Annotated in this window: 16 protein-coding genes and 1 pseudogene; 7 read left to right on the forward strand and 10 right to left on the reverse strand. The window is 60.2% G+C overall.

Annotated features, from left to right (window positions below; genetic code table 11):
* Window positions 1-34: 34 nt before the first annotated feature.
* Entirely contained in the window at window positions 35-1,273 is a 1,239-nt protein-coding gene (locus KUIN1_RS14555; RefSeq protein ID WP_116830918.1) for an acyl-CoA dehydrogenase family protein, read from the forward strand.
* Window positions 1,274-1,280: 7 nt separating this feature from the next.
* Here KUIN1_RS14555 and KUIN1_RS14560 read toward each other — a convergent pair whose 3' ends face one another.
* The 6 genes and pseudogenes from KUIN1_RS14560 to KUIN1_RS28740 all read right to left on the reverse strand — a co-directional run.
* On the reverse strand, window positions 1,281-2,267 hold the full coding sequence (locus tag KUIN1_RS14560) for an ABC transporter permease (protein ID WP_053275827.1): 987 nt from the start codon (window positions 2,265-2,267) through the stop codon (window positions 1,281-1,283).
* Complete coding sequence (locus KUIN1_RS14565) at window positions 2,264-3,268, reverse strand: ABC transporter permease (protein WP_103359516.1); 1,005 nt, start codon at window positions 3,266-3,268, stop codon at window positions 2,264-2,266. The genes KUIN1_RS14560 and KUIN1_RS14565 overlap by 4 nt, the downstream gene beginning before the upstream one ends.
* Entirely contained in the window at window positions 3,255-4,826 is a 1,572-nt protein-coding gene (locus KUIN1_RS14570; protein WP_103377752.1) for a sugar ABC transporter ATP-binding protein, read from the reverse strand. Before KUIN1_RS14570 ends, KUIN1_RS14565 begins: the two co-directional genes overlap by 14 nt.
* A 15-nt stretch (window positions 4,827-4,841) precedes the next feature.
* Window positions 4,842-5,846 carry a sugar ABC transporter substrate-binding protein gene (locus tag KUIN1_RS14575; protein WP_011268054.1) on the reverse strand — a complete coding sequence of 335 codons (1,005 nt, stop codon included), beginning with the start codon at window positions 5,844-5,846 and terminating at the stop codon, window positions 4,842-4,844.
* Window positions 5,847-6,090: 244 nt separating this feature from the next.
* Window positions 6,091-7,260 (reverse strand): methyl-accepting chemotaxis protein, encoded by a 1,170-nt coding sequence (locus KUIN1_RS14585; protein ID WP_371134856.1) that lies wholly within the window; start codon window positions 7,258-7,260, stop codon window positions 6,091-6,093.
* A pseudogene (locus tag KUIN1_RS28740) lies at window positions 7,240-7,764 on the reverse strand (MCP four helix bundle domain-containing protein); the annotation flags it as partial. The gene KUIN1_RS14585 and the pseudogene KUIN1_RS28740, both read right to left, overlap by 21 nt.
* A 164-nt stretch (window positions 7,765-7,928) precedes the next feature.
* On the opposite strand from KUIN1_RS28740, the gene KUIN1_RS14590 reads away from it, so the two are divergent.
* The gene (locus KUIN1_RS14590; protein ID WP_024643202.1) at window positions 7,929-8,360 is read left to right on the forward strand and encodes a VirK family protein; all 432 of its coding nucleotides are present in this window, start codon (window positions 7,929-7,931) and stop codon (window positions 8,358-8,360) included.
* Window positions 8,361-8,793: 433 nt separating this feature from the next.
* Here KUIN1_RS14590 and KUIN1_RS14595 read toward each other — a convergent pair whose 3' ends face one another.
* On the reverse strand, window positions 8,794-9,246 hold the full coding sequence (locus KUIN1_RS14595) for a DUF3237 family protein (protein WP_024638599.1): 453 nt from the start codon (window positions 9,244-9,246) through the stop codon (window positions 8,794-8,796).
* 401 nt (window positions 9,247-9,647) lie between these two features.
* Here KUIN1_RS14595 and KUIN1_RS14600 point away from each other — a divergent pair, with 401 nt between their 5' ends.
* Entirely contained in the window at window positions 9,648-10,415 is a 768-nt protein-coding gene (locus tag KUIN1_RS14600) for a C1 family peptidase (RefSeq protein ID WP_011268058.1), read from the forward strand.
* Between the two features lie 5 nt (window positions 10,416-10,420).
* Here the strand turns inward: KUIN1_RS14600 and KUIN1_RS14605 are convergent, their stop codons facing one another.
* Window positions 10,421-11,620 (reverse strand): XylR family transcriptional regulator, encoded by a 1,200-nt coding sequence (locus tag KUIN1_RS14605; RefSeq protein WP_024638598.1) that lies wholly within the window; start codon window positions 11,618-11,620, stop codon window positions 10,421-10,423.
* A 169-nt stretch (window positions 11,621-11,789) separates the two neighbouring features.
* On the opposite strand from KUIN1_RS14605, the gene xylA reads away from it, so the two are divergent.
* From xylA to KUIN1_RS14625, 4 genes are all read left to right on the forward strand, one after another.
* The gene (gene xylA / locus KUIN1_RS14610) at window positions 11,790-13,106 is read left to right on the forward strand and encodes a xylose isomerase (RefSeq protein ID WP_116886648.1); all 1,317 of its coding nucleotides are present in this window, start codon (window positions 11,790-11,792) and stop codon (window positions 13,104-13,106) included.
* Between the two features lie 133 nt (window positions 13,107-13,239).
* Entirely contained in the window at window positions 13,240-14,244 is a 1,005-nt protein-coding gene (gene xylF, locus KUIN1_RS14615; protein WP_116886647.1) for a D-xylose ABC transporter substrate-binding protein, read from the forward strand.
* Window positions 14,245-14,346: 102 nt separating this feature from the next.
* Complete coding sequence (gene xylG, locus KUIN1_RS14620; protein ID WP_011268061.1) at window positions 14,347-15,903, forward strand: D-xylose ABC transporter ATP-binding protein; 1,557 nt, start codon at window positions 14,347-14,349, stop codon at window positions 15,901-15,903.
* Entirely contained in the window at window positions 15,904-17,040 is a 1,137-nt protein-coding gene (locus KUIN1_RS14625) for a sugar ABC transporter permease (RefSeq protein WP_003400873.1), read from the forward strand.
* A gap of 33 nt (window positions 17,041-17,073) precedes the next feature.
* Here the strand turns inward: KUIN1_RS14625 and KUIN1_RS14630 are convergent, their stop codons facing one another.
* Both KUIN1_RS14630 and KUIN1_RS14635 read right to left on the reverse strand, forming a co-directional pair.
* Complete coding sequence (locus tag KUIN1_RS14630) at window positions 17,074-17,508, reverse strand: RidA family protein (RefSeq protein ID WP_024638593.1); 435 nt, start codon at window positions 17,506-17,508, stop codon at window positions 17,074-17,076.
* A 69-nt stretch (window positions 17,509-17,577) separates the two neighbouring features.
* Window positions 17,578-19,161 carry a flavin monoamine oxidase family protein gene (locus KUIN1_RS14635; RefSeq protein WP_116886646.1) on the reverse strand — a complete coding sequence of 528 codons (1,584 nt, stop codon included), beginning with the start codon at window positions 19,159-19,161 and terminating at the stop codon, window positions 17,578-17,580.
* Window positions 19,162-19,165 lie beyond the last annotated feature (4 nt).

Here is a 19,165-nt window from a genome sequence, read left to right on the forward strand (position 1 = left end):
CGTGTGCCGATGTCTTCGCGCTCAGGAGTACTGCATGACTCAAACAACCGGCTCGAACCCGCTCTCGCTGGGGACCGATTACGAAACCCTGGCCAACCGATTTCGCCCGATCTTCCGTGAGATCGGCGCTGGCAGCGTCGAACGCGAAAAAGCCCGCGCCCTGCCTCATGAACCGATTGCCTGGCTGCAGAAAGCCGGTTTCGGCGCTGTGCGTGTGCCTATCGAATATGGCGGTGCAGGTGCTTCGATCATCCAGCTGTTTCAACTGCTGATCGAGCTGGCCGAAGCCGATTCGAACATTCCGCAAGCCCTGCGTGCGCACTTCGCCTTTGTCGAGGACCGTCTGAATGCACCGCCCGGCGCTGACCGTGACCAGTGGTTTGCGCGCTTTGTCGCCGGGGATCTGGTGGGTAACGGCTGGACCGAAGTCGGCGCGGTGAAAATCGGCGATGTGATGACCAAGGTCAGCCCGCAAGGCGATGGTTTCGTGCTCAACGGCACCAAGTACTACAGCACCGGCAGCATCTTTGCCGACTGGATCGACGTCTATGCTCAGCGCTCCGATACTGGCGCCGATGTGATCGCGGTGGTCGACGCCAGGCATGCCGGCGTGCGTCACAGTGATGACTGGGGCGGGTTCGGCCAGCGCACCACCGGCAGCGGCACCTCGGTCTACGACAACGTGCCGCTGCCGGCCACACACGTCATACCGTTCGAGCAACGCTTCAAATACCAGACCGCGTTTTATCAACTGGTGCTGCTGGCGGTGCTGGCCGGTATCGGTCGAGCTGTCGAACGCGACATCGCTCAGGAAGTGCGCGATCGCAAACGCGTCTTCAGCCATGGCAACGCCGGGAGCGTCAGCCAGGATTCGCAGGTGCAGCAAGTGGTCGGTCAGATCGCTGCCCAGGTCTACGCCGCCGAGGCCGCAACGCTGCGCTCCGCGGAGCCGTTGCAGCGTGCCTACGTGGCGCGCTTCGGCAATGACCCACAACGGGAAAAAGACGCCAATATCGCCGCCGAAATCGAGACCGCCAAGGCCCAGGTGATCGTCTCGGAACTGGTGCTGCGCGCTACCAGCGATCTGTTCAACGCGCTAGGCGCTTCAGGTGTCAGCGTCAACAAGGCGCTGGACCGCCACTGGCGCAATGCGCGCACAGCCGCCTCGCACAATCCGCTGATCTACAAGGCGCGCATTGTCGGTGACTGGCGCATCAACGGCACCGAGCCGCCGTTTGTCTGGCAGATCGGCAGCGGTAAAGGCAACGCTTGAGGCACACTTACGCCGCGTTACGCAGCAGGTGGCGACTGGTAAAACTGAACGCCAGCACCAGAAAGATCAGCGCCCCGGTCGCAACCTGCTGCCAATAGAAGTTCCAGCCGATCAGCAACAGGCCATTGGCGATCACGTTGATGAACAGCACGCCCAAAAGTGTGCCCGGAATATTCGGACGCCCTTGACGACTGAGCGTCGTACCGATGAACACGGCGCCGATGGCATTGATCAGGTAAGCGTTGCCCGACATCGGTACGTAGGCGTTAACCGTGGAGCTGAGCAGGATACCCGCCACCGCACAGGCCAGCGCGCTGGCGAAAAACACCTGCATGGCAATGCGTCGCGTGGGCAAGCCCGAGTAATACGCCAGTTGCGGCTGCGTGCCCAGCGCGAGGATTTCCCGCCCCAGACGTCCGCGCGCCAGGATCAGCCCGTAAAGCGCTGCCAGCACGCCGACCACCAGCAGCGGCAATGGCACGCCGAGGATCAGCACAGCGCTGATACCCGGCAACGCGCCCTGAGCGATATAGATCGGCTGGCCACCGTCGGATAACAACTGCTGCACGCTGGTACCGATAAACAACGTCCCCAGTGTCGCCAGAAACGGCGAAATACGCAGCCCGGCGATCAGCATCGCGTTGAACGCCCCGGCGATGCCCCCTGCCAGCATAGCCACCGCAACGGCCGCGCCCAGACCATGACCGCCATTCAGGGTGACCACGAAACCGAGGCTGGCAAAGTCCAGCGCCGTGCCCACCGACAGATCGATACCGCCAGCCGCAACAGCCCAGGTCATGCCGATTGCCACGATGGCCAGCAACACGAAGTTATTCAGCACCAGACTCGACAGATTGCCCCAACTCAGAAAGCCCGGTGCATTGATCGCGAAAAACAGCAGGATAATCAGCACCAACAGCGGCAGGACCGCTGGCAACAGGCGCGGCAGCACCTTTACCAGCGTCGAAGAGGTATTCAGGGCCAGCGTACTCATTGTTCACCCTCCCGGCGGCCGAGTGCCCCGGAAAATGCCACCACCAGCAGAATCAACACGCCTTGCACGCCGTTGACCCAGAAGCTGGAAATGTTCAGCAATTGAAAGCCGTTGATCAGAAAGCCCAGCAGCAGCGTCGCCAACAGCGTGCCGGGAATATTGGCAGTCAGTCGCCGCGAGAACACCACGCCGAGAAAGGCGATGGCCACCACTGACAGCAGCATGTCACCGGAACCGGTCGTGCTGCCGCTGAAAAACGCTGCGGAGCAGAATGCAGCCAGCGCAGCGCAGCCACCGGCAATCAGGTAACTGGCAAACACATAGCGCCGCAGATTCAACCCGGCAGCCTCGGCTGCTTGCGGGTATTCACCGATGGCGTACAAACGCAAGCCGAACGCGCTGTGCTGAATCACCAGCCACAACACCGCCGCGACACCCAGCAGCACCCAGGCCAGCGCCGGAACACCCAGCCAGACGCCGGACGCCAGGCTGTCCAGCAATGCCGAGTCGGTCGCGAGCACAGTGTTCTGGGTCAGCACCAGTTCCAGGCCGGCAATCAGGTTCATGCTCGCCAGCGTTGCCAGTAACGGCGGCAAGCGTAAAAACACCACCGCCATACCGTTGAACGCGCCGACCAGCAGGCCGCAGCCGAGCGTCAGGCCAATCGCTTGCCAGGCATCGAGCCCGGCATTGTTCAGGCTGCTGTAGACGGCCGCACACAGACCGAGATTGGCCGCCAGCGACAGGTCCAGGCCGCCACTGACCACATTGGAACCACCACCGATGACCACACAGGTCAGGCCCAGCGCGAGTATGCCGAGCGTTGCTGACTGGGCGAACACATTGCTGATGTTGCCAAGGCTGAGAAAGTTCGGCGCACTGACGGCAAAGCCGAGCAGAATCGCCAGAAACACCAGCAACGAACCGCGCTGCGCCAGTTGCACGAGCCAGCGTTGCGCTGGATCGTCAGCCTGCGCAACGGATAGATCAAGCGCGGACATAATGGGCCTCCGGAGGGAATGATTGGCTGTCATGGTCGCTTTCAGTGGCGCCCGTGGCGCAGGCCAGCAACTGGTCGCTGTCTGTGCTCAATGAGTCGAATTCGCCTGCAACGCGTCCTCTGTGCAGGACCACAATGCGCTGAGTGATGCCGATCAGTTCCGGCAAGTCCGACGACAGCACCAGCACCGCCGCGCCGCCCTCGGCAAGCTTGGCAATCAACCGGTAGATTTCCACCTTGGCGCCGATGTCGACACCCACGCTGGGCTCGTCCAGCAGGTATAACGTCGAATGGCGGCTCAGCCATTTGCCCAGCGCAACCTTCTGCTGGTTGCCACCGCTGAGCGCGTGCACCGGCGCATCATGGCCTGAGGTCTTGATTGCCAGTTCATCGATCAGCTGTTGGCTTTCCCCGGCCTGCGCCGCAGCGTCGAGCAATCCCCAGCGGCTGAAGCGCCCCAGGCTGGCAAGGGTGATGTTCTCCAGCACCGAAAGCGCCGGTGCCACGCCGTGTGTGCGGCGCTCCTCGGGGACCAGCGCGATGCCATAGCGTACCGCGTCACGCGGTGATTTCAGCTGCAACCGCTGACCGTTCAAGAGCAATTCGCCGCGATCCGGCTTGAGCAGCCCGAACAGGCTCTTGAGCAGCTCCTTGGCACCCGAACCGACCAGCCCGGTCAGGCCCAGTACTTCGCCACACCGTACGCTCAGGTCAACGCCGTCGTAGAAGCGCCCTGCCCCCAGTCCGCGCAGTTGAAGCACGGGCGCGCCGGATAATGTCCGGGCACGGAAATATTGCTCGCCTACCTCGCGATTGACCATCAGCCGGGCGATCTGCGCGGTGCTGGTGAGAGCCGGATCGAGCACCGCCACATCGCGTCCGTTACGCAGCACGGTGACCTGATCACACAGCGATTCGATCTCCTGCAAGTAGTGGGAAATGTAGACAATGGTCAGCCCTTCATCGCGCAGGCGGCGAACGATGTCCAGCAAGCGGTCCACCTCCTGCTTGACCAGTGACACACTCGGCTCGTCGAACACCAGTACCTTCGGCTTGGCCAGCAACGCGCGAGTGATCTGCAGTATTTGCCGCTGGGCGCTGTCCAGATCGCGTACCAGCGCCCCGGCGGGCAGGCGCATGGCAAAGTAATCGTCCAGAAGCCTTGCTGCCTCACGCTCCTGAGCGCGGCGATCGACGAAGGGGCCACGCTTGATTTCCTGCCCGAAAAACAGAGCCTCGCCGACGCTGAAGCTGCCTGGCAGGAGTCGCTCCTGATGAATGAAGTGCACGCCTGCAGCCTCGATCTGACGCGGCGTGAAATTGTCGAACGGCTGGCCATGAATACTCAAACGGCCGGCATCGGCACGATGAATACCGGCGAGAACCTTGATCAGGGTCGACTTGCCCGCCCCGTTTTCCCCCACCAGCCCGTGAATCGTTCCGGCCTCGACCCGCAGGTAGACGCCATCCAGCGCCTGAGTGGCCCCAAAGCGCTTGCTGATACCCTTCAAGTGCAAGGCTGGTGGCAGCGCCGCAACGTCTGTAATCGCTGATCCCATGATCGATCTCCCGCGTCAGTTATCGCCTCTGAGCTTTTGCACATCCGGCAGATTGGCGGCCGTGGTCAGCAAGGTGGGCACTTGGGTCTCCTTTGGCAGATCGTGCTGCCCGGCCAGGTAACGGGCGACGTTCTGCACCGCAGTCTTGCCGATCAATGCAGGCTGCTGGGCAACCACAGCACCCACCGGCGAATCTTCGCGGCGCATCAGCTCGAGCACCTCCGGCGTGCCGTCGACGCCGTAGGTCTTGATTTCGGTTCTGCCGGCGTCGATCAGCGCCTTGCTGGCGCCAAGCTGGGGAATGTCCCACGCGGCCCAGATCGCCGAAACACTGCCTTTGGGGTACTTGTTGAGCAACGCCGAGACTTGCGAATAGGCGTCCTGGACCGTGTTGGGAATGACATCGCGCAACTCCGGCTCGATGATTTTCAGCTGCGGATGATCCTTGAGCGCCAACTTGAGCTGGTCATAACGAATGGCACAGACCGGTACGCCATAAAAGCCATTGAACACCAGCACGTTACCCTGGCCACCTGCGTCCTTGATCAGTTGCCCGGCCAGCGCCTTGCCGGTGGCAACGTTGTCGGAGGTTGTGTTGTTGAGGCTGTATTGCGATGGCGCATCAATGGTGAACAGCGGAATCCCCGCCTTGCTGATGCGCTTGAGCCAGGGGTCGATAACGCTGAGAGTGCCAAGGGTCTGGATCACTGCATCGGGCTTTTGCGTGACCACGGTCTGCAATTGATTGACCAGGTTCTTGTCGTTACGACCGGCATCGAGCGTGATGGGCGTGCCGCCCAGGCGCTTGACCTCATCCACCTGCGCCTGGAAGGCCTTGATATCGAAGTAGTGACTGGTGCCGGTCATGCTGATCGCAATGCGTTTGCCCGCCAGCGAAGGCACGTCGCTGTCCTCGGCATACGCGGTTGCGACGAGGCTGGTGGCCAACAGGCTCAGCACCAGGGTGCGCCCTATTGCATGCAGGCGTTTGGTCTTGGGGGTCGGGACGGCATCAGGCATTCGGGTGGCTCCGCTGGCTCAGGAAAACAATCCTGATCGGCAGTGCACAGGTCATGCCCAAAGCCTTGTGCGCCGCCTGGCGATGGCGTGAAGCCCTGCGCCAGGCGCTTTCAAGCTGTTGCGCCAGATGGCGTTTGCGCGGAGTGGCCTGGCTTTGCCGGCGTCAGCGCCAAACACATTGTCGATTCGCTGTTGCACGGACAACAGCGAATCGATGCGGGAACAGGCCTGCTATAGGCGCGTGTTATCCGAGCTTGAATTGCCCCAGGGTGATCGTCAGGTCACTCGCCAGCTCGGCCAGCGACTGGCTGGCGCTGCCGGTCTGGCTGGTGCGCACCGCCGATTGTGCCGACAAGTCACGGATGCGCACCAGGTTGCGGTCCACTTCCCGCGCAACCAGTGCCTGCTCCTCGGAGGCGCTGGCGATCACCGTATTGCGCTCATCGATAACCATCACCGAGCTGGCGATGCTGGCCAGCACGGCATTGGCCGACTCGGCCTGTTGTTTGGTGCGTTGCGCCTGTTCGGTACTGACTTCAAGCGCAAGCAGGGTACTTTTGGTGCCCTGCTGGATGTGCCCGACCATGGTTTCGATCTCGCGCGTCGATTCGCTGGTGCGGTGGGCCAGCGCGCGCACCTCGTCGGCGACCACGGCAAAACCCCGTCCGGCATCGCCCGCGCGTGCCGCTTCAATGGCAGCGTTGAGCGCCAGCAGGTTGGTTTGCTCGGACACCGCGCGAATGACATCCAGCACCTTGGTGATATCCAGCGTGCGGGTTGCCAGCGCCTGCGCCTCGACCGACGCCGTGCCCACATTTCGGGTCAGCTCAAGGATCGATTTGACGGTTTGATTGAGCTCTTCCTGACCTTCGCGGGCCGACACCGAAGAGGCTCTGGATTCCACCGAAGTGGTCACCGCATTACGCGCGACTTCATCGACCGCCTGACTCATCTCGGTGACCGCGGTGGCGGCCATTTCTATTTCGCTGTTCTGCACCACCAGATCGGCGTTGCTGTTGACCATCAAGGCGCTCATTTCTTCCGTGGCCGACGCCAACTGGTGAGCGGCATCGCCCACCTGACTCAGGGTCTGGCTCAGATTGCCGCGCATGCGCTCCATCGATTGCAGCAACAGGGCCGCTTCATCAGTGCCCTCACGGTTGATTGCGCTGGGACGCAGGTCGCCCGCGGCAATGGTTTCCGAGCTGTGCAGCGCCTGACTGATCGGCACTGCCAGACTTTTGGTCAGACGCCAGGCAAGCAATACCGTCAGCAACACCGTCAGAAACATGACCCCCTGAGTGACGATCAGGGCGTTTTCATACACCGACGTCGCTGCTGCGCTGGATTCGGCTTCGGAGTCATCATTGATCTTTTCCAGCTTGCCAAGCGCCGTTTCCATACCTTCCGCCATGGCCTTCATCTCGCCCCAGACCAGCGCCCTTCCGGCCTCCGCCTGATTCTCGTTGATCAGCGTATAGACCTTCTCGGCACGCTCGATGTAGCCCTGATAAGTACTCTTCAGCCCCTCGACGAGCGCGCGCTCGTCATCCTCGGTGATCAGCGGGTCGTAGGCCTCTACGGCCTTTTGGAACCCGGCCTTCCTGTCAAGGAACTCGGTATGAGCCAGAGTCACCTGCGCCATATCATGAGCGGCAAGCATTTTGGCCACCGTCGTGCGGGTTTTCTCGACCGCCAGGGCAATATCGTCACCCAGCGCAATCCCGGGAAGCGCATCGTTTTCTATTTCAAGCGATTGCTCACGAATACCGTGCAATTGCTGAATGCTGAAAATACCAAGCCCGAACACCAGCACCACCATCAACGCAAAGCAGGCGGAGGTCCGCGCGGCTATTTTCAGCTGTCTCAGCATCTTCAATCCCCTTCCCGTGACCGGTGAATAAATTAACTCCGTCATGTCTATCGGCAGAACAGGGCAAAGGATGAAGATGCTCTGAACAGAGAGGTGCCACTGCTATCGTGGGCCCACCTGAATCGAAGCTTATGGTAGGTTTCGCGACGCTCGATAATCGCGAGATGGACGGGTCTTTTCCCCCTTCAGACTGACTTCCTGGAGCTGCCATGAAACATTCCTACGCCGCTGCACTGCTTGCTCTTTCAATGCCAGGCCTCGCTCACGCAGGCGACGCGCTACCCACCTACTCTGCCATTACCCAGGCATTGAATACCGGAAAATCGGTCGCCGTGGTGATCGACCTGGGACAATGCAAATCCTCGATCGCCGGTGCCGAGCCGTCCAAAACCAAAGGCGGCAAACGCATCGATGCCTACCGCATCACCCCCGACGGCACCCTGGCGTTTTCGGACACTCATTTCAGCCTCGACCGCGATAACAAGCCCATCGAGCAATTCATTCGCTATCAGGTACGCTCGAACGGCACAGCCACATTCAGCATGACCACGCTGAATGTTCCTGGCTATCAACAAGTGGGTACGCCGGTGAGTTATGAGTGTGCGATCAGCAAAGGACTGAGCTTTTTTGTCAGCCAGTAAGGTTCACGCCTTAACCGAATAAACCAGATAGATATTCGGCGTGAGCGACAGACCCTCCTCACGCCTTTAACAGTAACGCTCGAGCTGCTTGTCGGGAGACAACATTTCGAGCACTTCAAACCCCTGTGAACTGGCGACTTCGACAAAATGATCGGGATGTAATGAACATGCTTCAACGGCCCCGGATGAAGCCTTTTCACGATGCTTTGCTTGTGCTGCCGAGTACCCTGAGCAACCAGCTCCCACACCCTCAGGCCTGACAAGCCCCCCCTCTTCCGGGTGCAAACGAATCAAGCCCTGCTTCTATACATCAATAGAAAAAATAATTTAAATTTCGTTGCGCCGGGCCCGACAGGTGTCGACGACAAGGGTTGCGCCTCGATAGACAAAGCCAACACGTGCTTTCACATCTGCCCGCTTCTGTGAAGGCTCTTTATATCTCGTTAACCTGAAAAATACTGACACGCATGCTGTCATCCCCGGCGTGTATATTTACTCTGCCGACGTACAGGTTTCTCTGCAGGTCATCATGCGTACCGGAAGCAACGCTGAACTGCTTGCTGCACGTGCACCGACAGCGCGATTCGTCCAATGGTGCGCGGTCCGCTTCATCGAAGGCCACGAGCCCCTCTCCAACGACATCTATCTTTATTCCATCGTCAGTCAGCAAGGTGTAGTACAGGCTGAATCGTGCAAGGCTGTCATCCTGGGGCACGAGAAAAAGACTGCCTCCCGGAAGAACCTGCCCCTGCAATCCATCGCCGTTAAATTCTCCTCCCAGTATCTCACCGCTGCTGCGCTGGCCCCGCTGCGGGTTGCAAAGCGCTTGCGGCTTATCGATACGCAGGCGAGCAGTCAGTACTTCATGCAGTTGCATCGTCTCCATCCCCTACCCCCTTATCTTGCATGCGACGAGTGACGTTTCGCCCATAACTGTACCAAGGAGTATGTTTTAGCCCGTACACCGCACGCTGTCAATTTAAATGTACCCATTGGTACGCTTATCAGGTGCAGGACAGGTTCCGCCCAAGCGGTATCGTTTCGCCACTTCCGATAAAAACCCTGGTCCGTGCCATGCGCAAAAAGAGGTGTAAGTGCATTGCATAAGGCCATGTAATGAACTGATTAAAATGGTTTTTACTCAACTAACACCCCTGGCCAACCAAGCCTGCCTGGCCAACTCATAGCACACTAGGTACTAAATGAATTTTAATCCAACGCCTATCAAAAACCTGCTTACATGAGCGATATCAATTTTCCTGACCGTGCCTTACAAGGAGAAACGGAATGACCTATACCGTCAAACAGTATGGATGGATTCGCGATCTGCCTGATCATCGCGATCATCTGTATGCCGCCCCGCCCACCGCACTGGCGGCGCTTCCACACAGGGTTGACCTGCGCCCCCATTGCCCGCCTGTATACGATCAGGGCCAACTGGGCAGTTGCACCGCAAACGGTATTGCCGGAGCGATTCAGTTTGATCGCATGAAGCAAAAGCTGACGCCAGCATTCGAACCCTCGCGGTTGTTTATCTATTACAACGAACGGGTTATTGAACATACCGTCGATTCGGACAGCGGCGCGATGATCCGGCACGGCATTAAAAGTGTTGCGAAGCAAGGTGATTGCCCTGAAGAAGAGTGGCCTTATGATATTGAAAAGTTCGCTGTCAAACCTCCGGCAGCCTGCTACAAGGATGCAAGAAAGTACAAGGCGGTGTCTTATCAGAAAGTTGCGCAAAACCTCAACCAGATGAAAGGCTGCCTGGCGGCAGGTTATCCGTTTGTCATTGGTTTTTCCGTCTACGAGAGCTTTGAAAGCAAGAAAGTTGCCAAGACCGGGCATGCCCCAATGCCGGGTCCTCACGAAAAAATGCTGGGAGGGCACTGCGTATTGGCAGTGGGCTACAACGATGCCCATCAGCATTTCATCTTGCGCAACTCATGGGGCGCTGGCTGGGGCATGGAAGGCTACTTCACCCTGCCCTACAGTTATCTGCTGGATGAAAATCTGTCTACCGACTTCTGGACGATCAGGGTCGTGGCTGCCTGACCTTGTCAGGCACTTGAGCATTGCACGGCCGCATTGGCACCCTGCTGGTACTCTCGCGGCGTGCAGCCGAACTCGCGACGAAACACGGTGTGCAGGTATTGCGCAGACCGAAAACCACAATCACGGGCGATTTCGGCAATGGCCAGCCCGGTGTTTTCCAGTCCGTTCGCAGCGGCGGCCAGTTTGAAACGCAGGATCTCGTCATGCACGCTACAGCCCCTTACGCGGCGAAAGTGTGACTCCAGTGACGAGCGCGAAACGCCCACGTAGGCGGCGACCTGTGCAGTCTTGATGCCTTGGCACGCGTACTGCCGAATAAACAGCAGCGCTTGCATGACATAGGGGTCACCCAAAGGCTGATGCAGACTCGAAGCCTGCACGTTGACAGTATCCGGCGGTATCAGAATGTGGGTACCCGAGGACGGCATGCCGTGCAGCATCTGGTGCAGCAGACGTGCGGCGGTGCGGCCCATGGTGTCGGTGCCCTGAACGACCGAACTCAGTGGCACGCGAGTGAGGGTTCTGGTCAACGGATCATTGTCGATGCCGATCAGCGCCACCTGTTCGGGGACGGCAATTCCGGCGGTCAGGCAGGCCTGCAATAGCTGACGAGCGCGGGCGTCGGTCACGGCGATGATGCCGATCGGTTTGGGCAGGCTTTGCAGCCAGGCGATCTGCTGTTCTACCGCGCTGTCCCAGAGCGGCGCGCTGGTGCCCAGGCCACGATAGACCTCGGCGTGCAGGCCGTCGCGCTGCAGCAAGCGGCGAAAGGCCTGCTCGCGCTCCTGGGCCCAGCGATTGGCTTGCGCTTCAGGCAGGCTGAAGCAGGCAAAGCGCGTCAGCCCGGCCTCGATCAAGTGCTCGTAAGCCGCCTTGATCAAGGCGTGATTATCAGTCGCCACATAAGGAATACCCTTCGGGTAGGCGCGCTCATCCTGATAGGACCCACCCACCGCTACCACCGGCAGTTTGATCCCGGCCAGTGCCTCGCCGATCAGCGGGTCATCGAAATCGGCAATGATCCCGTCGCCCTGCCAGCGCTCGATGCCTTTCAGGCGACAGAGGAAATCCTCCTCCAGGAACAGGTCCCAGGACACCCGGGTGCTGCTGAGGTAGTTGCCGATACCGCTGATGATGCCGCGGTCATAAATCTTGCTGCCGTTGAACAACAGCGCGATACGGTGAACGGGAGGTACGGTTTTCATTGTTTTTATGCCGATTCGATAAGCACGACGCCGTTGGCCACAGACTAGGCCGCTGACCGGCGAATCTCAACACTCAAAATCGCACTGTGCGTTGACGATTTTCATAATCAGCGCACGCGGGGCCGTTGCTAGTATCCAGACACCGCCAAGAACAATAAGGAAAACGCTCATGCCGTACTTCCCCGACGTCGACAGGGTTCGCTACGAAGGCCCTGACAGCGACTCGCCCCTCGCCTTTCGCCACTATGACGCAGACAAGCTGGTCCTCGGCAAACCCATGCGCGAGCACTTGCGCATGGCGGCCTGCTACTGGCACACCTTCGTATGGCCGGGCGCCGACATGTTCGGTGTCGGCACCTTCAAGCGCCCCTGGCAAGGGTCCGGTGACCCGATGGAACTGGCCATCGGCAAGGCCGAAGCGGCGTTCGAGTTCTTCTCCAAGCTCGGCATCGACTACTACAGCTTCCACGACACCGATGTGGCACCGGAAGGCGCCTCACTGAAGGAGTATCGCCACAACTTCGCGCACATGGTCGATCACCTGGAACGCCATCAGCAACAGAGCGGCATAAAACTGCTGTGGGGCACGGCCAACTGCTTCAGCAACCCGCGCTTCGCCGCAGGCGCTGCCAGCAACCCGGACCCGGAAGTCTTTGCCTACGCCGCGACCCAGGTGTTCAGCGCGATGAATGCCACCCAGCGCCTCAAAGGGTCCAACTACGTGTTGTGGGGCGGTCGTGAAGGCTACGAAACCCTGCTCAATACGGACCTCAAGCGTGAACGCGAACAACTCGGTCGCTTCATGCGCATGGTGGTCGAGCACAAGCACAAGATCGGTTTCCAGGGTGACTTGCTGATCGAGCCCAAGCCACAGGAGCCGACCAAGCATCAGTACGATTACGACAGCGCCACGGTGTTCGGTTTTCTGCAGCAGTACGGCCTGGAAAACGAGATCAAGGTCAATATCGAGGCCAACCACGCCACGTTGGCCGGGCACAGCTTCCACCACGAAATCGCCACGGCGGTCTCGCTGGGAATCTTCGGCAGCATCGACGCCAACCGTGGCGACCCACAGAACGGCTGGGACACGGACCAGTTTCCCAACAGCGTCGAAGAGATGACCCTCGCCACCTACGAGATTCTCAAGGCTGGTGGCTTCACCAATGGCGGTTTCAATTTCGACTCGAAAGTGCGTCGCCAGAGCCTCGACGATATCGATCTGTTCCACGGCCACGTTGCCGCGATGGACGTCCTCGCCCTGGCGCTGGAGCGTGCCGCCGCCATGCTGCAGAACGATAAACTCCAGCACTTCAAGGATCAGCGCTACGCCGGCTGGCAGCAGCCTTTCGGGCAATCGGTACTGGCAGGCGAATTCAGCCTTGCCTCGCTCGCCGAACACGCCTTCGCCAACGAGCTGAACCCGCAGGCCGTCAGTGGGCGTCAGGAACTGCTTGAAGGCGTGGTCAACCGCTTTATCTACGCCTGACAGGCTTGGCTGGACGTCGCCGTGACATTCAGGCGACAAATCTTCATACGCGACGTCCGGCAACGCTCTACAGTTCTATCGGTATCACCCACAGTCAAGCAGTGTCTCAAACAACAATAAAAGGACGCACCCTATGAACACCCTGAAACGTACGCTGCTCGCCAGCGCGCTGGCCTTGCTGTCCCTGCCGGTGATGGCTGACTCTGCGCACCCGAAAATAGGTTTTTCCATTGATGACCTGCGTCTGGAACGCTGGTCACGCGACCGTGATTACTTCGTTGCGGCGGCGGAAAAGCTCGACGCCAAGGTCTTCGTGCAATCAGCGGATGCCAATGAACAGAAACAGATCTCGCAGATAGAAAACCTCATCTCTCGCGGCGTCGATGTGATCGTCATCGTGCCGTTCAACGCCACCGTGCTGACCAACGCCGTTGCCGAGGCCAAGAAGGCCGGGATCAAGGTGGTGTCGTATGACCGGCTGATCCTCAATGCCGATATCGACGCGTACATTTCCTTCGATAACGAAAAAGTCGGCGAGATGCAGGCCAACGGCGTGCTGAAAGCAGCGTCCAAGGGCAATTACTTCCTGCTGGGCGGCGCGCCCACCGACAACAACGCCAAGATTCTGCGCGAAGGCCAGATGAAGGCGCTGCAACCGGCTATCGACAGAGGTGATATCAAGATCGTCGGCCAGCAGTGGGTAAAGGAGTGGAACCCTACCGAAGCCCTGAGCATTGTTGAAAACGCCCTGACGCGTAATAACAACAAGATCGATGGCATCGTCGCCTCCAACGACGCCACTGCCGGCGGCGCGATTCAGGCCCTCGCCGCACAGAAACTGGCCGGCAAAGTCCCTATCTCGGGTCAGGACGCGGACCTCGCGGCGGTCAAGCGGGTCATCGATGGCACGCAGACCATGACTGTCTACAAGCCGCTGAAACTGATTGCCACGGAAGCCGCCAAGCTATCTGTGCAACTGGTGCGCAACGATGAGAAGCCGAAGTTTGACTCACAGTCGGACAATGGCATGAAGAAGGTCGACACCATGCTGCTGACCCCGACCTTGCTGACCAAGGACAACATCGACCTGCTGGAGAAAGACGGGTTCTATACCAAGGCGCAGATTGACGGGCAATGAGCCTCGATCGTTGATACGTCGCTGAAAGCCAGAGCACGACCCTGCGGTTTAGCCGGGTCGCCGCTCAGGGCAAGCCTTCACACCTTCGTAGAGCCCTGCGCCATGTCTGACTACCTGTTGCAAATGAACGGCATCGTCAAATCCTTTGGCGGTGTAAAAGCGCTCAACGGCATCGATATCACAGTGAAGCCCGGCGAGTGCGTCGGCCTGTGCGGCGAGAACGGCGCGGGCAAATCCACCTTGATGAAAGTCCTGTCGGCGGTCTATCCCTACGGCACCTGGGAGGGCGAAATCCTGTGGGACGGCCAACCGCTCAAGGCACAGTCGATCAGTGAAACGGAAGCGGCCGGGATCGTCATCATCCATCAGGAACTGACGCTGGTCCCGGACCTGTCGGTGGCCGAAAACATTTTTATGGGCCACGAGCTGACGCTCCCCGGCGGGCGCATGAATTACCCGGCCATGATGCACCGCGCCGAGTCGCTGATGCGTGAACTCAAAGTGCCTGACATGAACGTGGCGCTGCCGGTTTCGCAGTATGGCGGCGGCTACCAGCAACTGGTGGAAATCGCCAAGGCGCTGAACAAGAAGGCGCGCCTGTTGATTCTCGACGAGCCCTCCTCGGCCCTGACCCGCTCCGAAATCGAGGTGTTGCTGGACATCATTCACGACCTGAAGGCCAAGGGGGTCGCGTGCGTGTACATCTCGCACAAACTCGATGAGGTGGCCGCCGTGTGCGACACCGTTTCCGTCATCCGCGACGGCAAACATATCGCCACCACTGCAATGGCGGACATGGACATTCCAAAGATCATCACCCAGATGGTCGGACGCGAAATGAGCAACCTCTACCCCACCGAGCCGCATGATGTCGGCGAGGTGATTTTCGAAGCGCGGCATATCACCTGCTACGACGTCGATAACCCCAGGCGCAAGCGCGTCGACGACGTGTCATTCCTCCTCAGGCGCGGGGAAATCCTCGGCATCGCCGGGCTGGTGGGCGCGGGCCGTACCGAACTGGTATCCGCCCTGTTCGGCGCCTACCCCGGTCGGTACAGCGGTGAAGTGTGGCTGAATGGCCAGGCGATCGACACGCGCACGCCGCTCAAATCGATCCGCGCCGGCGTGTGCATGGTCCCTGAAGACCGCAAGCGCCAGGGCATCATTCCGGACCTGGGCGTCGGCCAGAACATCACCCTCGCGGTCCTCGACAGCTACTCGAACATGACCCGCATCGACGCTGAAGCCGAACTGGGCAGTATCGACCGGGAAATCTCGCGCATGCACCTCAAGACCGCCAGCCCGTTTTTGCCAATCACCAGCCTGTCAGGCGGCAATCAGCAGAAAGCCGTGCTGGCGAAGATGCTGCTCACCCGCCCGCGCGTTCTGATTCTCGACGAGCCTACCCGCGGCGTCGATGTCGGTGCCAAGTACGAGATCTACAAGCTGATGGGCGCGCTGGCAGCCGAGGGCGTGTCGATCATCATGGTGTCTTCGGAGCTGGCCGAAGTGCTGGGCGTGTCCGACCGTGTGCTGGTGATTGGCGACGGCCAGTTGCGCGGCGACTTCATCAACCATGACCTGACTCAGGAGCAGGTCCTCGCCGCTGCACTCAGCCACTCCGATGCCCCTCACAATAATGCCCGGAAGACCGCGTAGATGAACCAGGTCAAACAATTCTTTACCCGCTACAAAATGCTCGCGCTGGTGATTGCCATCGCCGTTATCTGGCTGTTCTTCAGCTGGCAGACCGAGGGCGGCTTCCTCACCCCGCGCAACTTGTCCAACCTGCTGCGCCAGATGTCCATTACCGGGATTCTGGCCTGCGGCATGGTGCTGGTGATCATCAGCGGCGAGATTGACCTGTCGGTAGGCTCATTGCTTGGCCTGCTCGGTGGCCTGGCGGCGATTCTGGATGTCGTTTACCACGTCCCGCTACTGGCAAACCTGAGTGTGGTGGCCCTGTGCGGCCTGATGATCGGCCTCGCCAACGGCTATATGACCGCCTACCTGCGGATCCCCTCGTTCATCGTCGGGCTGGGTGGCATGCTGGCGTTTCGCGGCGTTCTGCTGGGGATCACTGGCGGCACGACCATCGCCCCGGTGTCGCCGTCGCTGGTCTATATCGGCCAGGGCTATCTGCCACATGCGGTCGGCACCGGGCTCGGGATTCTGCTGCTGGCGCTGACGCTGTTCCTGACCTGGAAACAACGGCGCAACAGAGCGCTGCACGGCCTGGCAGCGCATTCGCTGATTCGTGATGTGTTGCGTGTGGTGTTGATCGGCGCCGTGCTGGGCGGCTTTGTCTATGTGCTCAACAGCTACGACGGAATCCCTGTTCCAGTGTTGCTGTTGCTGGTCCTGCTCGGCGTATTCAGCTACGTCACCAGCCAGACGGTATTCGGACGCCGCGTCTACGCCGTCGGCAGCAACATGGAGGCCACGCGCCTGTCCGGCATCAACGTACAGGCCGTGAAGCTATGGATCTTCGGCATCATGGGCGTGATGTGCGCGTTCGCCGGGCTGGTCAATACAGCACGCCTGGCCGCCGGCTCACCCTCGGCAGGCAACATGGGCGAACTCGACGCCATCGCCGCATGCTTCATCGGCGGCACATCGATGCGCGGTGGTTCAGGCACTGTCTACGGCGCCCTGCTCGGCGCACTGGTGATTACCAGTCTCGACAACGGCATGTCGATGCTCGACGTCGACAGTTACTGGCAGATGATCGTCAAGGGCGGCATTCTGGTGCTGGCGGTATGGGTGGACGTGAGTACCCGCGCCGGGCGGCGCTGATCGCTGCCCGACACGCAAGCTGACAGCGCGCGATCAAGCCGGTCTGGCCGCTATCGCTTCGACCTCGATCAACGCGCCAGGCAATGGCAGCGCCACCACCTGCAACGCCGTGCGCGCGGGTTTGAGAGGTTGTTCCGGCGTGCCGAAAAATTGCGTGTAACCGGCCTGCAGCCCGGCAAAATCCAGCTTGCCGGCGGTTTCCTCGGCACCGACCAGAAATACCCGCAACTGTACGATATCGCCCAGATCGAGGTCCTGTTGCTGAAGGATTCTGCGCAGTTTGTTGAATACCGAAACGGTCTGTACTTCGGTGTTGCCATAGGCTGCCGGCGTACCCGCCGGAGCCTTCGGGTCGGCAAGGTCAGGCAAGGTGCCGCTGACGAATACCAGGCTGGTCGAGGCTGGCACTGTCACGGTTTGCGAGATCGGAAAATCGCCGACGCTGGTGCGTTGAATGCTGTCGCTCATGGTGTCTCTCCTTCAATGGAAATTCAGGAATAAGGGTTACGTAAAACGACGGGGTCGTGCAGTTGCACGTCATGACGCGGCAAGGGTCGAAATCTGCCGCAATTGCGTCACTCGCTCGGCCAGTTGCGCCACCACATGTCGCGCCGAGTTGGCCGCCGACTCCTGCCAGATGCCGACTCCGCTTTGCACCAGTCCGTCACCGGCGAAGTACACACGACCATGGGGCTCGTCCAGCAACGCACTGGCAGCGGCCGGAAAATGTTCGCGTTGCAACCAAGGGCCTTCGCTGTAAGGGATCTGCTCCCAGGACACGGCCAGCGGGTTGCGCAACTGCCGCGAATACCCTGGATGCAGCAGCTCTACCGCTTCTCTGGAAGCAGCGTATTGTGTGTCGAACGGTTGCGCACCGAACGCAGCGGCCCCCTCCCCGGTTACATAACCCGCCACCAGCAGGCCTCCACGGGTGTTCAAATCGTTACTGGGATACCACAACAGCCGCGCCGGATGGTCGATCCAGGACAACCCGCCGTAGATGCGGTAGTCGGTTTCCCAAAAACGCGGAGATTGCCAGGCCACCTTGGTCGCCTGATCGTTGCGAGTGCTGAGCAAGGCCGCCTTGACCGGCTCACTGAAATCGGTGTCCAGTCTGGCCAGCAAGGGCAGTGGCAGGGTTGACACCAGATAGTCGGCGCGCACCACATGCTCGCGACCGCTGTATCTGTCGTGATAGGTAACTGCCACGCCGTCTTCCAGTTGACGAATCTGCCGTACCTGCGCGCCCAGTTGCACCTGGTCGGTGAGGCGCTGGTAAAAGGCGTCGGTGATCCGGTCCATGCCACCGACCGGTTGAAACATGGTCGCGGAAAACTCGGGAAATTCGGTGTGCAGCAGCGCGCCCCATAATTCGGGGTGCAGCAAGCGATCCAGCGCCACCGGTTGCGCACTGCTCGGCAAGGCTCCTGGATGAGAAAGCGACGTTTGATGCCCGGAGCGCAGGCTGCCCTCGTACGCCAGCTCCTGCGAAAGGTCGCCATACACCTGCAAGAACGCCAACAGCCGCTGACGCTCCTCGCCACTCAACACATCGTCCAGCGCGTCGCGCTGCACCGCCCTGGCCAGCAAACCGGAAAGATGGCCGCGAGCGTCATTGATCGCCTGGCCGACAGTGAACGCGGGGCGTTGCAGGTCCGGGCGTACCTGTGCTCCATGGCTGCTGTTGACCAGTACTTCAAGCGGCACACCCAGTTCACTGCAGTAGTCGAGCAACGTCCGATGCTGGCTGGGAATGCGCGCCGGACCGGCATTGAAATACACCCCTGAATCGAAGCTTGCGGTCTGTGAGCGGCCGTCCTTGTACTCCACCCGATCGCCGTTGCGCAGCGTCCAGTTACGGCCACCCACTCGCTCACGGGCTTCCAGCACTTGCACGGCAAAACCTGCGCGCTTCAGTTCCAGTGCCGTGACCAGCCCGGCAATGCCTGCCCCCAGCACCAGCACGCGCGTGCCCTGCCCCAGACCGTCGCCGAGTTTCAGAGGCTGTGGCCGTCGATGTGATGAAGGCCCCAGCCCCAGTACCGCAAGCGCATCCTTGACGGCGGTCTCGCCGCCCACGGCAGCGATACTGGAAAGCGCTTCACGTCGTGTCAGTCCCATATCG

It is taken from the genome of Pseudomonas sp. KUIN-1, assembly GCF_009176725.1.
GTDB lineage: Bacteria > Pseudomonadota > Gammaproteobacteria > Pseudomonadales > Pseudomonadaceae > Aquipseudomonas > Aquipseudomonas fragariae.

Coding starts and splice junctions, on each gene's coding strand:
- KUIN1_RS14555 (WP_116830918.1), top strand. CDS start 35: ATGACTCAAACAACCGGCTCGAACCCGCTCTCGCTGGGGACCGATTAC.
- KUIN1_RS14560 (WP_053275827.1), bottom strand. CDS start 2,267: ATGAGTACGCTGGCCCTGAATACCTCTTCGACGCTGGTAAAGGTGCTG.
- KUIN1_RS14565 (WP_103359516.1), bottom strand. CDS start 3,268: ATGTCCGCGCTTGATCTATCCGTTGCGCAGGCTGACGATCCAGCGCAA.
- KUIN1_RS14570 (WP_103377752.1), bottom strand. CDS start 4,826: ATGGGATCAGCGATTACAGACGTTGCGGCGCTGCCACCAGCCTTGCAC.
- KUIN1_RS14575 (WP_011268054.1), bottom strand. CDS start 5,846: ATGCCTGATGCCGTCCCGACCCCCAAGACCAAACGCCTGCATGCAATA.
- KUIN1_RS14585 (WP_371134856.1), bottom strand. CDS start 7,260: ATGGCGGAAGGTATGGAAACGGCGCTTGGCAAGCTGGAAAAGATCAAT.
- KUIN1_RS14590 (WP_024643202.1), top strand. CDS start 7,929: ATGAAACATTCCTACGCCGCTGCACTGCTTGCTCTTTCAATGCCAGGC.
- KUIN1_RS14595 (WP_024638599.1), bottom strand. CDS start 9,246: ATGGAGACGATGCAACTGCATGAAGTACTGACTGCTCGCCTGCGTATC.
- KUIN1_RS14600 (WP_011268058.1), top strand. CDS start 9,648: ATGACCTATACCGTCAAACAGTATGGATGGATTCGCGATCTGCCTGAT.
- KUIN1_RS14605 (WP_024638598.1), bottom strand. CDS start 11,620: ATGAAAACCGTACCTCCCGTTCACCGTATCGCGCTGTTGTTCAACGGC.
- xylA (WP_116886648.1), top strand. CDS start 11,790: ATGCCGTACTTCCCCGACGTCGACAGGGTTCGCTACGAAGGCCCTGAC.
- xylF (WP_116886647.1), top strand. CDS start 13,240: ATGAACACCCTGAAACGTACGCTGCTCGCCAGCGCGCTGGCCTTGCTG.
- xylG (WP_011268061.1), top strand. CDS start 14,347: ATGTCTGACTACCTGTTGCAAATGAACGGCATCGTCAAATCCTTTGGC.
- KUIN1_RS14625 (WP_003400873.1), top strand. CDS start 15,904: ATGAACCAGGTCAAACAATTCTTTACCCGCTACAAAATGCTCGCGCTG.
- KUIN1_RS14630 (WP_024638593.1), bottom strand. CDS start 17,508: ATGAGCGACAGCATTCAACGCACCAGCGTCGGCGATTTTCCGATCTCG.
- KUIN1_RS14635 (WP_116886646.1), bottom strand. CDS start 19,161: ATGGGACTGACACGACGTGAAGCGCTTTCCAGTATCGCTGCCGTGGGC.